The sequence below is a fragment of the Flavobacterium sp. KACC 22763 genome, from assembly GCF_028736155.1.
In the GTDB taxonomy this organism is placed as follows: domain Bacteria; phylum Bacteroidota; class Bacteroidia; order Flavobacteriales; family Flavobacteriaceae; genus Flavobacterium.
Genome location: NZ_CP117879.1, coordinates 4,039,608 through 4,053,885, shown reverse-complemented (window position 1 = coordinate 4,053,885; position 14,278 = coordinate 4,039,608). Strand labels below are relative to the sequence as shown.

Sequence of the window (14,278 nt, the reverse complement as noted above, 5' to 3'; positions counted from 1 at the left end):
CTATCAAATTTACTAAAAAAATAACTACGATGATTTAAAAACGGTAAAAACTATGCAGTCTGATTTTTTAAAGAAGAGCCTATAAAAGCTAAAGAATCTACCTGATCTTGATGAAGCTGGGCCTTTAAGGCATCTAGCGAACCAAATTTTTGTTCTTCACGGATATAATGCAGTAAAGAAACTTCAATCTTCTGGTCGTAAATGTCTTTGTCAAAATTGAACAAGTGAACTTCAATAGTCTGCTTTTCGCCATTGACCGTCGGATTGAAACCAATATTCATCATTCCAAAAACAGTTTCCTCGTTTACAATAGCTTTTACAACATAAACGCCAATTTTTGGAATAAGTTTGTAATCTTCTTCAATCTGAATATTTGCAGTAGGAAAGCCAATAGTTCGTCCTAGTTGTTTTCCTTTTGCTACCGTTCCGTTCAAGAAATAGCTGTAGCCTAAATATTCATTGGCCAAAGCCATGTTTCCTTCATTTAAAGCTTTTCTGATTTTGGTCGAACTCACCGAAACGTCCTGAATTTCTTCAGCAGAAATTTGTTCCACTTCAAATCCGTATTCGATTCCAAAAGCAATCAAGTCATCAATATTTGCAGTTCTATTGCGGCCAAAACGATGATCGTGACCAATAATAATTTTTTGAATCTGGAATTTTTCTACTAAAATCGTTCGAACAAATTCTTCAGCAGTTAATCTTGAAAAACTTTCATTAAAAGGATGTACAACAAGATTTTCTATTCCCGTTGCCTCCAGAAGTTTTATTTTTTCCTCAATGGTATTCAGCAATCTTATTTCAGATTTTTCCTGAAGAACCATTCTAGGATGCGGAAAAAAGGTTAAGACCAGACTTTCATATTTTCCATTTTCAGTATTCTGAGTAATTCGTTCCAGAATTTTTTTATGACCAATATGTACGCCATCAAAGGTGCCAAGAGTTAAAATTGTTTTCTTGGTTGACTGAAAATCGTTTATAGAATGAAAGAGCTTCAAAACAAATTATTTAAGATGCTGCAAATTTATACTATTCTCTTTTAAATTTAATACTATGATAAATCGAATTTTAACGCATACTGGATATTTTTGTAGAAATAAGAAGACTTGTCGATTAAAAAACAATAATTGTTGTGTAGATAATATAATTTCAAATTAATTGAAGTAATTTTGATTATTATATTTTAAGAGTATGAAAAAACAACTACTTTATATATTTTTAATTTTCTGTTCTGCAACTATTAACGCACAAGATGCTTTATGGCAGAAAGTAGCTTCTTCATCGCTTTCGCGAAAAGCTGATGGGGGAAGTTCCAATAAATTATATTATAAGTTAAATGCAAGCCTTTTGAGTTCGAAGCTCGCTTCAGCATCAAATAAAACAGCAAAAAATACTACATCGGAAATTACTATTCCAAATACGGATGGAATTTTAGAACGTTTTTCGGTTTGGGAATCTTCAAATTTTGATCCAGAATTACAGGCAAAATATCCAGAAATCAGATCTTATGAAGGTCGAGGAATAGACGATAAAAATGCTAAAATACATTTTAGCGTTGCTCCAATCGGAATGCAGACTATGGTTTTTAGAACAGCAAAACCAACGGAATTTATTGAGCAGAACCCAAACAATAAATCGGAATACGTTTTATTTAAATCGACAGACAATGCAGAGTCAAGAGCGCTTTTGGATTGTAAAACGATTAATTTGATTTCTGAAAATAAATCTACAACTACTGCGAGAACAACTTCTAATGCCAAACAATTTAAAACACTTAGATTGGCATTATCTTGTACAGGAGAATATACCGCTTTTTTTGGCGGAACAAAAGCAGGAGCTTTAGCAGGAATGAATGCTACTTTAACAAGAGTAAATGGTATTTTTAATAGAGACCTTGCAGTACAGTTAATTTTAGTTGCAAATAATGACGCTGTTATTTATACAGACGCTTCTACAGATCCTTATTCTATTCCTAGTATAGGTGCCGCTGATACTAATCCTACTTGGCCAAAAGAAGTGCAGACAACGTTAACTAGTGTTATTGGCGAAGCCAATTACGATATCGGTCATTTGTTTGGAGGTTCTGGCGGAGGAGGGCTTGCAAGTTGTATCGGCTGTGTATGCGATAGTCCGACTCCTAGCAATTCTGTTGGAAAGGGTAGTGCCTATACATCTCCTGCAGATGCGAAACCTCTGGGTGATAACTTTGATATTGATTTTGTTGCTCATGAAATGGGACACCAACTTGGTGCAACGCATACTTTTTCGCATGCAAATGAAGGATTTGGAGCGTGTTACGAACCAGGAAGCGGTTCAACCATTATGGGATATGCTGGAATAACAAATTATGATGTTCAGAGCCATTCAGACGATTATTTTGCTTATGCAAGTATTAGTCAGATACAGAGTATTCTGGCGGGGAAAACTTGTCCAGTATCTATACCTATAACGGATAATAATCCGCCTGTAATAAATGCGGGTTCAGACTATACAATTCCAATCAGTACACCATTTATTTTAACAGGAACAGGTTCTGATCCTGAAGGGAATTCTATAACTTATACTTGGGAACAATTTGATAGTGCTACAACAACTTTTGGCAGTAATAGTTTAACGTATCCTACAAAACTAGATGGGCCGATGTTCAGATCTTTACCGCCAACAACATCACCAGTTCGCTATATGCCTGCTTTAAGTTCGGTATTAAATAATCAATTGACCACAAGTTGGGAATCTGTTTCTTCTATTGCAAAAACAATGAATTTTACGCTTACAGGAAGGGACAATGCCGCTTTAGGAAAGGGGCAAACCAATACAGATGCTATGGTCGTAACTGTAACTGCCGCAGCTGGACCGTTTGCAGTAACTTCACAAGCAGACGATAATCTGGGGTGGGCAAAAGGATCGGTACAAACGATTACGTGGAGCGTAAATAATACGAATACACTACCAGGATCATCAAACGTAAATATTAAATTGTCTGTAGATGGCGGATTAACATATCCAGTAGTTTTAGCAGCCAATACTCCAAATGACGGTTCTGAAACGATATTAGTTCCAGAAATTGATGCTTCAACCAACTGCAGACTTTTGATAGAACCAGTTAATAATATTTACTATGCTATAAATAGCAAACCATTTGCAGTAGGATATACAGTTTCAACATCTTGTTCATCTTATAATTTTGGTGGTGGATATTCAACTGACGTCAATGTCAATGTAAACAAAAATGTTGCTGTGCCTGCTTCTTCAGGATTAGTTTCTGATGTCAATGTTTCGGTAAATGTAACGCATGCGAGATTTTCAGATCTGACCATGCAGATCATAAGTCCAAGCGGAACAGTGGTTACTTTATTTAATAAAAACTGTGGAAGTACAAATTCAACTTTTGCTTTACAGTTTGATGATAGCGGAACCGCCTTAAATTGTAATACAACGACTAGCCAGATTGTTATTCCTTCAACTGCTCTAAGTGCTTTTAATGGAGAAAATCAGCAAGGAAATTGGACTTTTAGAGTTTTTGATGATAAGGTAGGTTCTTTGGGAACAATAAATTCTGCATCTGTAAATATTTGCACTAAAACCTATACATTAGGAAATGATGATTTTGAAAATGTTGATTTTGTTGCGTATCCAAATCCAAACAAAGGAACTTTTACAGTGCAATTTGAAAGAGATTCAGTAAGCGAGATTAAAGTTTACGTTAATGATATTAATGGAAAATATGTTTACGATAGAACTTTCCAGGGTTCAGGATATTTTATTCAAGATATTCAATTGCCAAATGTGCCTTCAGGCCTTTATTTTGTAACGGTTACTGATGGTAACAGAAAAGAAGTGAAAAAAATATTGGTGAATTAATTTTTGAGTTTCAAAGCTTAATGCGCCATCGCCATACAGATTATACTAATCTTAGCACCAGGTATTTTTAGCAAAGCTTTTGAACATGCTTCAAGTGTTGCACCTGTTGTAAGTACGTCGTCAACAATTAGGAAATGTTTATTGTGATCAGATTTGCTGAATTTGACATCAAAAATGTTTTCAATATTTTCAGATCTTCCCAAAAGGTTTTTCTTGGATTGTGTTTTGGTATATAATTTCCTAACAAGGATATTTTCTACAAAAGGAAGTTCAAAACCCGATGCGATTGCTTTTCCAAAAGTAGTAACTTGATTATATCCCCGTTCCTTAAATTTTCTTTTATGGAGCGGAACGGGAATAACAGCATCAAAAGGAATTTCAAGCTGAAGTTCTTTTAAGTCTTCAGCGTACCAATCTCCCAGAACGGTTCCGATTTCTTGATGACCTTTGTATTTTAAATTATGGATTAATTCCTGAACCATTCCTTTTTTATTGAAATACAAAAAAGCAGATGCAAATTGAACGTCAATTTTACCATAAAACTTTTTGACAGCTTCATTTTTAGGATTTAAATGATATTGGGTTAGAGGCATTTCGTGTCGGCAGACGGTGCAAAAAACTGTTTCATTCTGAAGTAAAAGTGAGCGGCATCCGCTACAGACTTTAGGGAAAAATAGATTTATTAGATAATTAATCACAAAAAGAGAGATTTTATTTACAAAAGTAACAAAAACAGAGCTTCAATCTTTATAATTTTTCTTTTTTATAAAGCTAGTTTTTATATTTTTGCATCACTATGGCAAAACAAGAAGATATATTTAAGAATGTGGTTTCGCACGCAAAAGAGTACGGATTTATTTTTCCGTCAAGCGAAGTTTACGATGGTTTAAGTGCTGTATATGATTACGCACAAAACGGTGTCGAATTAAAAAAGAATATCCGTGAATATTGGTGGAAATCAATGGTTCAGATGAATGAAAATATTGTCGGCCTTGATGCTGCAATATTGATGCATCCAACAACTTGGAAAGCTTCTGGTCACGTTGATGCTTTCAATGATCCATTAATTGATAATAAAGATTCTAAAAAAAGATATAGAGCTGATGTTTTGGTTGAAGACTTTGCTGAAAAAATTCACCAAAAAGCGCAAAAAGAAATTGACAAAGCAAAAGCTCGTTTTGGTGATGCATTCAACGAACAAGAGTTTATAACTACAAATGCTCGTGTAATTGAATACTTGGCTAAAGAAAAAGAAATTAGAGAGCGTTTAGGACGTTCTTTGGGAGCAGGTGATTTGGCCGATGTGAAAGCATTGATTGAAGAACTTGAAATTGCAGATCCTGAAACGGGTTCTAAAAACTGGACTGAGGTAAAACAATTTAACTTGATGTTTGGAACAAAATTGGGTGCATCTGCAGAAAATGCGATGGATTTATATTTACGTCCAGAAACGGCACAAGGTATTTTTGTGAACTTCTTAAACGTTCAGAAATCTGGCCGTATGAAAGTTCCTTTTGGAATTGCTCAAACAGGTAAAGCGTTCAGAAATGAGATTGTGGCAAGACAATTTATTTTCCGTATGCGTGAGTTCGAACAAATGGAAATGCAATTTTTTGTGCGTCCAGGAGAAGAAATGAAATCATACGAGTACTGGAAAGAAACTCGTCTAAAATGGCACTTGTCTTTAGGATTAGGAAAAGAAAATTACCGTTTTCACGATCACGAAAAATTAGCACACTACGCAAACGCAGCAGCTGATATCGAATTTAATTTCCCATTCGGATTTAAAGAATTGGAAGGAATTCACTCTCGTACAGATTTCGATTTGAAAGCGCACGAAGAATATTCTGGAAGAAAATTACAATATTTTGATCCAGAATTAAACGAAAACTATGTTCCTTATGTAGTTGAAACTTCAGTAGGTTTAGATCGTATGTTCTTGGCAGTTTTTGCTACTTCATTAAAAGAAGAAACATTAGAAGACGGTTCTACAAGAACAGTTTTAAAATTGCCAGCAGTTTTAGCGCCAACTAAAGCAGCAGTATTGCCATTGGTTAAAAAAGATGGCTTACCAGAAGTTTCAAGAAAAATCATTGAAGATTTGAAATGGGATTTCAATGTGGCTTATGATGAAAAAGATGCTGTAGGACGTCGTTACAGAAGACAAGATGCTTTAGGAACGCCTTTCTGTATTACAGTAGATCACCAAACGCTTGAAGACGAAACAGTAACAATTCGTCACAGAGATACAATGAAACAAGATCGTGTAAAAATTGCTGAATTAAGAGGTATTATCGAAAACGAAGTTTCGATGAAAAACTGGTTAATGAAAATGTAATCTTTACAGTCTATTATAGAAATCCCAAATTCCGTAAAGGAGTTTGGGATTTTTGATTTTAAAAAGCTGGTATTTTATCGGCTTTTTGTGCATTTCATCCTTATGTATTAACATTTGCCTGTAATATGTTAACAATGAATCGCTTAGATTTTTTAATTGCGTAATTTTAAATTTGTATTACGATAAAGACCAATTTTTTTTCTTTACATAGCAATTAAGAATATTTTTTTGATTATGATTGCGCCGTGAGAAAACCAATAAAACCTGAAATTGAAAAAGTATTCGTATATTATAATTGATGATGATGCTGAGAGTATTTTGAAAACCCAAACAGCCGCTTCAGGTTTTTCAGAATTATCTTTTACGGCTTCGGCTTCAAATTTTCAGGAAGGTTTAGAATTGGTTTTAGAACACAAACCAGATTTGATTTTTCTAGAAATCGAATCCAAAAACCCGTCAAGTCATTTGTCTTTGACTTTTATAAGCGAATTGCACCGTTTCTTTCAGGAAATTCCCAAAATTATAATTACTACAAATACAAAAGAGAAAGCTTTCGATGCTATTCAATATGGCGTATTTGATTATCTTTTAAAGCCCATTGCACATATTTATCTGCTGAAAACTGTTTTGAAGCTTAAAAAAGCCAATTTAGCCCCAAAAACAGCAAATGCAATAGATGAGCAGACTTCAATTGTAATTGACAATGTCAATAATGTTACAATACCCCAAAATATTGAAAAACCATTAACGATCTGTATAAAATCGTATGGAGATTATCGGTATTTAAATGCTGCGGATATCTGTTACTTTCAAGCCGATAATAACTCTACAGATATTTATTTGAATACTGGCGAAATGATTACTGCGTTTAAAACATTAAAGCATTTTGAAAGTGTTTTGACGTATCCTTTTATCCGTATTCATAATAGTTATGTGATAAATCGAAATTATATTTCGAGGATTCATAGCGGAAACTCAATCTGTTACATAAAAAATTCCACAAAAAAAATTCCTTTTTCTAAAACTTATAGAGCAAATGTTGAGCAGATAATTGCCGATTTTGCAGCAGGAAATTACCTAGAAGTCTAAAAATTAGACAATTACATGAATTTGCTATCCATTGACTATCAATTGGGTACGATCTACCACAAACCTAATTTTTCATATAAATTTTTTTTCAACCTGGTGTTAGTTTTACACTCTGATTCGCAAGCAAACGGCGGATCTTCTCCAAAAAAATTAAACAAACATTAAAACCTCAGGTCATGAAAAAAACAGCTTTAACAATCGGATTATTTTCTTTAGTAGTAGTAGCAACTTCTTTTGTAGCTCCAGAAGTTTCTAATAAATTATCAGCTTCAATGGCGGAGATTAATCCTCCTGTTTTAGGTGGCGGTGCTACAAATGGGGGAAGACAAAAAGTTGATTTTGCCTCATTAGAAAATAAATCAAAAATAAATTCTAAGCATTTAAGCAGCTTTGCAGCAGATAGCCAATTTAAAAGAGTAATTGTAAAATTAGATTAAGAAAAATAGATATAAGCAAAAAAAAGGCTGTCCATTATTGGACAGCCTTTTTTTTGTGTCTATAGTTTTACTATTTTTGGTAAAACTCTTAAGCGATATTGAAAAAAAATTGTATAATATTATTCCTCTTTTGCTTTGTTTTGAGTTGTGTCAATAACAAAGATTCTAAAAATATAGACTTGCAAAAAGATAGTCTTGCTATTTACCTGTCTAAGGCTAAGGATGTGAATCTTTCCTTGGAATATAAAAAAAACTACAATAAGAAAGCTCTTGAAATAATTTTAGATCAAAAAGATGACTCTATCAATAAAGTAAATCTTTTTAAAGTTGCTAACAGATATTATAACATGAGTGGTTGGAAGGAATATTTTCTAACTACCAAACTAATTTTGGAAAGATCTATAGATTCTAAGGACTCTGTTAATATGGCAAAAGCTTATAGTTATTTGGGAGACTACTATGTCTCTAAATCAATATCTGACAGTGCTTTTTTGAACTATTTCAAAGCAGAAAAAATATATTTAAAAATAAACGACAAAATTAATTTAGCGAAGATATTTTTGAATAAAGGAAATCTTCAGTTTAACGGAGGAGATTATTTTGAAAGTGAAATTAGTGTTTTTAAAGCATTACGAATTTTAAAACAGGAGAAAAATGTAAATGATCTGCTTTACGATTGTTATAATTTATTAGGACTTTTATATAATGAGCGTGAAGAATATCAAAAGGCCTTTGAGTTTCATTATAATGCTTTAAATATATTAGATGATAAATCCATTCCTACAGAATTTCAATTGAAAGCAACATCTCTAAATAATATTGGTTATGTTAACTTAAAAAAAGGGGATTATAGGAATGCAAAAATTTATTTTCAAAAAGCATTAGATGAAGAGAATTTATATAGACAGAATAAGGAGTTGTACGCCATTATTTTAGATAATTTGGCCTATTCTAAATTTAGATTAAGAGAAACAGGAAATCTATTTGTTCAGTTTGATAATGCACTAAAAATACGAGATACACTTGAGCTTAAATCGGGAGTCGTGTTAAGTAAATTACATTTGTCTGAATATTTTGCTTACAAAAAAGATACTCTTGTTGCTATTGAATATTGTAATCAGGCTTTGGTTTTGTCAAGAAAATCTAATCAAATAGCTAATACATTAGATGTACTTAAACAAATAGCGCTTATTGATCCAGAAAATGCATCAAAATATTCTCGAGAGTATATTAAGCTTAATGACCAAATGCTAAAAGCAGAACGCAAAATGGGAGAAAAATTCTCTCGTATCGAGTACGAAACCAACGAAATTAAAGATCAGAACTCCAATCTTGAGGAAAAAAATAAAACCTTGATTTATGTATTTAGTATTTGTACATTGCTAGGGTTGTTTTTTTATGTTTATAAAACACAGCAAGCCAAAAACCGTGAGCTTCTTTTTAAACAGCAGCAGCAGATTGCAAACGAAGATATTTACAATTTGATGATTTCACAACAGAACGAAATTGAACTTACGCGAATAAAAGAAAAGAAGAAAGTTGCTCAGGAATTGCATGATGGTGTTTTAGGGCGTATGTTTGGTATTCGGATAAGTTTGGACAGCTTGGATAAGTTAAATGAATCTGAAGCTATTGCTAAGAGAAAAAAATATCTTGACGAATTGAAAAATGTTGAGCAGGATATTCGAGAAATTTCGCATGACTTAAATAGAGAAAAATCGGAATTAATTAATAATTTTGTTTCGATTTTGAATAAACTATTTGAAGATCAGAGAAATACGTATAGCTCGAAATTGATTACTGTTTTTGATCCTGAAATTAAATGGGATTTGATAAGTAATATTGAAAAAATCAATTTGTATAGAATTGTTCAGGAAGGACTCCAAAATTGTAACAAATATGCCAAGGCCGACATTATTAAAGTGGAGTTTAAAAATGAAAATGATAGTCTAGTCTTAATCATCGAAGACGATGGAATTGGATTTAAGACCAATAAAACTAAAAACGGAATTGGTCTTAATAATATAGAATATAGAGCAACAGAATGTAAGGGAACAGTTACCATAAAATCTGCCAAAGGAGAAGGAACAATTCTCACCATAAAAGTCCCAATAGAGCCAAATAATAACCTGCATAATGACATTTGATTTAACAGCCTCGGTTCCACAATTAGTTAAAAAGAATATTTTAATAGTAGATGACCATCCATTTATTATTGAAGGATATAAAAATGCTATAACTCGTTATAATCCAAAACAATATGAGTTTTTTATTTCTCAAGCGCATGATTGCAGATCAGGTTATGATATAATTGAAAACAATAACGCATTAGATTTTGATATTGCTTTTTTGGATATCAGTATGCCTCCTTATGAGGAAAAAGAGATTTTTTCGGGTGAAGATCTGGCAAAATTGCTTTTGAAAAAAATGCCTTCTTGTAAGATCATTCTTTTGACAATGTATACCGAATTGCTGAAAATTAAAACCATTATGAGGACAATTCAGCCTAATGGATTAATCATTAAAAATGACCTTACTTTTGACGAATTGCTCTTGGCTTTTGATATGGTAATGAAAAATGAAAAGTATTATAGTCAATCGGTCGTAAAAATGCTCAATCAATCGACGCATAATGCAATTGAAATAGATCAGTACGATAAACAGATTTTAATTCATTTAGATAGGGGAACTCCAATTCATGAAATGCTGGAGAATATCCCGATTTCCTTAAATGCGATAGTGAAACGAAAAAAGCATTTAATGGAATTGCTAAAAATAAAAAGTGGTTCTGATCGCGATTTAATTAAAGAAGCAAAAAGTAAAGGACTTTTTTAGGGAAAAAATCCCAATGTTGAAATTCTAAATTCCAATAAAAAAAGCGAAATAAAAAATTCCAAATTCCAATAATAACCTAGCATTGGAATTTGGAATTTTTTATTATTGGAATTTTCTAAAATTTATTCGCTAAGGGCATCCCATCCGCGGGCTTTTAAGGCAATTTTTGTGTTGGCACGGGTTACAAGATGGATTCCTTCATTTTCTTCCGCCATATGTCCAATAACAGAGAAATTCGGATTTCCTTTTATTTTGTCGAAATCATTAATGTCAATTGTAAATAAAAGCTCGTAATCTTCACCGCCATTTATAGCAACCGTCGTGCTGTCGATATTAAATTCTTCGCAAGTAGAAATAAATTGCGGATCTAATGGCAATTTATCTTCATACAAATTACAGCCTACTTTTGATTGCTTACAGATATGAATAATTTCAGAAGACAATCCGTCTGAAATATCGATCATTGCGGTTGGTTTTATGTCTAAAGCATGAAGTAGGGTGCGAATATCTTTTCGTGCTTCAGGTTTCAATTGGCGTTCTACCAAATAAGTATAAGGATCTAAATCTGGCTGATTGTTTGGGTTAACCTGAAAAACTTGTTTTTCGCGTTCCAAAACCTGCAATCCCATATAAGCTGCACCAAGATCTCCCGTTACAACTAATAAATCGGTTTGTTTGGCTCCGTTTCTGTAAACCAATTCATTTTCGTCAGCTTCTCCAATGGCAGTGATGCTGATAATTAATCCTTTTTGAGATGAGGTTGTGTCTCCGCCAATAACATCCACTTTATATTCTTTTGCAGCATGTGTAATTCCTGCAAACAATTCTTCTAAAGCTTCAAGTGGAAAACGATTAGAAACGGCAACCGAAACTGTAATTTGAGTCGGTTTTGCATTCATTGCGCAAATGTCAGAAACGTTTACTACAACGGCTTTGTATCCTAAATGTTTTAAAGGCATGTAAGCCAAATCAAAATGAACGCCTTCAATTAATAAATCGGTTGAAACTACTACTTTTTTGTCTTTAAAATCAAGAACAGCAGCATCATCGCCAATACTTTTTAAAGTCGATTCCTGAGTAACATCAAAATTTTTGGTTAAATGGTCAATTAAGCCGAATTCGCCCAATTGAGCTATACTAGTTCTCTGCTGATTTTTATCTTCAATCATTTCTGTTAAGTTCCAAAGTTATTAAGGTGCAAAGGTACAAAGGATTTTTTTAAAGATGCTAAGATTCTGAGATACTAAGGTTCTAAGTTTTTTTGTAGCAGATTTATATTGCTGTCTAAAAAATCAATTGCCTCCTGCTTTAGCTGGAGGTCAGCTTAATTCGAATATAAAAGGCTTTAGCCGAACATTAAAGTTTTGGCTAAAGCCTCTTTTGATAATCATTTATTTCCCCCAGCTAAAGCTGGAGGCAATTCAAAAAAATAAATTAGCGCAGTATCTCTATGGCGGTGTGTTTTTACTAAGGTTCTAAGTTTTTTTATTCTGTAGAGACGAACTGCAGTGCGTTTCACTCGTGTATACAATTGCGTGTAGATTTCCGATGTTTTAGACGCACTGCAGTGCGTCTAAAACGTGTTGAAGAATATTTTTTAAAAATTATTTTTTGCTGCTGACAAACTGTTGTCACCAGCCCATTTTACTTTTGAAGTATTAAAAATATTTAAACTTTAAAACCATGAAAACATTAGAAGCACAAGTTATTACTTCAGAAGATTTATTGAAACACTGGCAAGGACACAGAGCACTTACACGTCGTTTAATTGAGGTTTTCCCAGAGAAAGATTTCTTCGAATTTTCAATTGGCGGCATGAGAACTTTTTCAAAATTAGTAGATGAGCTTTTGGCTATTGCAGTTCCAGGCCTAAAAGGAATTGTAACAAAAGAAACTGCACCATTCTCAGAAGGAACTGAAAAACTAATTTTTAAAGCGCAATATCTTGAAAAATGGGATGAAGCTACTGTAGAAATTGATAAATATTGGCAGCAATTATCGGTTGAAGATTTTAGTGAGACCTTTAACCTTTTTGGACAATATGAATTTCCTGTAATTCAGAATATCTTATATTTTATCGACAATGAAGTACACCATCGCGGACAAGCTTATGTGTATTTAAGAGCATTAAATATCGAACCACCATTTTTCTGGGAAAGATAATTGATAATTTTTTACTAACTTAATATCAGAAATCTAAAACTAAGACTATGAGTTTAAAAAAGATAATGTCCAATTTTGCAGATTATAATTTATGGGTAAACCAGCAATTTGTAAACTGGCTTTCGCCAAAAGCTGATGAATTGCTTTATGCAGAAGTTCAATCGAGTTTTTCTACTATTATAAAAACGTTAGACCACATTTGGTCTACAGAAGAATATTGGTTTTCTGTAATTTCTGAAAATGAAATGACAGTAAAGAAGCCAGAAAGCGAATTGTCAAAAGAAGAAATATTTGAAGGATTGCTTAATTCATCTACAAGATTGAAACACCTTATCAACTCGTTGTCAGAAGAAGATTTGATGAAAGAAGTTAAAATTACGAATCCGTGGTTTGAATGCGAACTGCCAATTTCAGAATATTTAATTCAAGTTATCAATCATGGCACTTATCATAGAGGACAGATTGTAACCATGGGACGAAATATCGGAATTACAGATGCTTCCAACACCGATTACAATTTTTATAATGTTATAAAACAGAAATAAATGAAAAAACTCCTGAGATACTGCTCTCAGGAGTTTTTTTATAAAAGTCTTTTTCTATTGATTTCCAATAATTGGAGGACATTGGTTTTTAATATTTCAGGTTCGAGAATTTCTGCATAATCTCCAAACATCAAAAACCATCTCGGAAAAGCGTTATTAATATCTCTAGACATAAAAGTCATTTCGATTTTTTCACCAACCTCTTTCTGCGAAATAAAACCATGATATTTTCTTTCGGTTGCTAAATATCTCGCTATTTTTCGGTCAATTAAAATGCGAACTTTTGTTGTTGGATGAGTTTCTGTTTTAGTTAAATAGGTTTCCAGAGCATCATGTTCGATTGTGAAATCAACATCTGTTTTTTTAATTCCCTGAATTCTGTCGGTTCTAAACTGGCGGTAATCTTTTCTAAGATGGCAATAACCCAGAAAATACCAATTATTATTGTCATGAAAAACTCCTACAGGTTCAAGATTACGTTCAGTGATTTCGTCTTTTTCAAAAGTTTTATAGGTTAGAAGAATTTGTTTTTTCTCTGCAATTCCTTCAAAAAGAACGGCCAAAGTATTTGGCGAATTATCATTAAACATCGGTTCTGCATCTTGCATGACAATTCTAGATTCGATGTTCGAAAGATAATCTTTGTCGTTGCTTCTCAAAACCGCTTTCAGTTTGTACATCGCCGAGGCATAATGTGTTCCCAAAGAAGGGTCAGTAAACTTCTGCATTAATTTTTCGGCCGCAATAAAACTGCTTACTTCTTCGCGCGTAAACATAACAGGCGGAAGACGATAACCATCCATTAGTGCGTAGCCAACACCAGCTTCACTATAAATAGGAACTCCTGAAGCTTCCAAAGTTCGAATGTCTCGATAAATTGTTCTTAAACTGCATTCAAAACGATCGGCCAATTCTTGTGCTTTTACAATTTTTTTAGATTGCAATTGGATAAGAATAGCTACAATTCGGTCAAATCGTTTTGGGGTTTCGTCGAGCATTTTTTTAAGATT

The 14,278-nt window shown here is 33.1% G+C and carries 12 protein-coding genes; 8 read left to right on the top strand and 4 right to left on the bottom strand.

All coding sequences use genetic code 11. The features are described from left to right. Positions 1–50: 50 nt before the first annotated feature. Positions 51–998: a bifunctional riboflavin kinase/FAD synthetase gene (locus tag PQ463_RS17035; protein WP_274254701.1), complete on the bottom strand. Its 948-nt coding sequence runs from the start codon at positions 996–998 to the stop codon at positions 51–53. A 193-nt stretch (positions 999–1,191) separates the two neighbouring features. On the opposite strand from PQ463_RS17035, the gene PQ463_RS17030 reads away from it, so the two are divergent. Next, a complete protein-coding gene (locus tag PQ463_RS17030; RefSeq protein WP_274254700.1) occupies positions 1,192–3,861 on the top strand; it encodes a zinc-dependent metalloprotease in 2,670 nt (889 codons plus the stop codon). Positions 3,862–3,878: 17 nt separating this feature from the next. Here PQ463_RS17030 and PQ463_RS17025 read toward each other — a convergent pair whose 3' ends face one another. Then, a complete protein-coding gene (locus PQ463_RS17025; RefSeq protein ID WP_274254699.1) occupies positions 3,879–4,454 on the bottom strand; it encodes a ComF family protein in 576 nt (191 codons plus the stop codon). A 203-nt stretch (positions 4,455–4,657) separates the two neighbouring features. On the opposite strand from PQ463_RS17025, the gene PQ463_RS17020 reads away from it, so the two are divergent. From PQ463_RS17020 to PQ463_RS17000, 5 genes are all read left to right on the top strand, one after another. After that, positions 4,658–6,199, top strand: coding sequence for a glycine--tRNA ligase (locus PQ463_RS17020; RefSeq protein WP_274254698.1), 1,542 nt, complete (start codon positions 4,658–4,660; stop codon positions 6,197–6,199). Between the two features lie 270 nt (positions 6,200–6,469). Further along, positions 6,470–7,288 carry a LytR/AlgR family response regulator transcription factor gene (locus PQ463_RS17015; protein WP_274254697.1) on the top strand — a complete coding sequence of 273 codons (819 nt, stop codon included), beginning with the start codon at positions 6,470–6,472 and terminating at the stop codon, positions 7,286–7,288. A 176-nt stretch (positions 7,289–7,464) separates the two neighbouring features. Continuing rightward, positions 7,465–7,725: a hypothetical protein gene (locus tag PQ463_RS17010; protein ID WP_274254695.1), complete on the top strand. Its 261-nt coding sequence runs from the start codon at positions 7,465–7,467 to the stop codon at positions 7,723–7,725. Positions 7,726–7,823: 98 nt separating this feature from the next. Continuing rightward, positions 7,824–9,872, top strand: coding sequence for an ATP-binding protein (locus PQ463_RS17005; protein ID WP_274254694.1), 2,049 nt, complete (start codon positions 7,824–7,826; stop codon positions 9,870–9,872). Next, the gene (locus PQ463_RS17000) at positions 9,862–10,560 is read left to right on the top strand and encodes a response regulator (protein ID WP_274254693.1); all 699 of its coding nucleotides are present in this window, start codon (positions 9,862–9,864) and stop codon (positions 10,558–10,560) included. Before PQ463_RS17005 ends, PQ463_RS17000 begins: the two co-directional genes overlap by 11 nt. Before the next feature lie 122 nt (positions 10,561–10,682). Here the strand turns inward: PQ463_RS17000 and thiL are convergent, their stop codons facing one another. Next, a complete protein-coding gene (gene thiL, locus PQ463_RS16995) occupies positions 10,683–11,729 on the bottom strand; it encodes a thiamine-phosphate kinase (RefSeq protein WP_274254692.1) in 1,047 nt (348 codons plus the stop codon). A 514-nt stretch (positions 11,730–12,243) separates the two neighbouring features. Here thiL and PQ463_RS16990 point away from each other — a divergent pair. Together PQ463_RS16990 and PQ463_RS16985 are read left to right on the top strand one after the other, a co-directional pair. Continuing rightward, the gene (locus tag PQ463_RS16990) at positions 12,244–12,723 is read left to right on the top strand and encodes a DinB family protein (RefSeq protein ID WP_274254691.1); all 480 of its coding nucleotides are present in this window, start codon (positions 12,244–12,246) and stop codon (positions 12,721–12,723) included. A gap of 47 nt (positions 12,724–12,770) precedes the next feature. Next, complete coding sequence (locus PQ463_RS16985; protein ID WP_274254690.1) at positions 12,771–13,268, top strand: DinB family protein; 498 nt, start codon at positions 12,771–12,773, stop codon at positions 13,266–13,268. A gap of 38 nt (positions 13,269–13,306) precedes the next feature. Here PQ463_RS16985 and PQ463_RS16980 read toward each other — a convergent pair whose 3' ends face one another. Then, complete coding sequence (locus PQ463_RS16980; RefSeq protein ID WP_274254689.1) at positions 13,307–14,266, bottom strand: helix-turn-helix transcriptional regulator; 960 nt, start codon at positions 14,264–14,266, stop codon at positions 13,307–13,309. Positions 14,267–14,278: the final 12 nt, after the last annotated feature.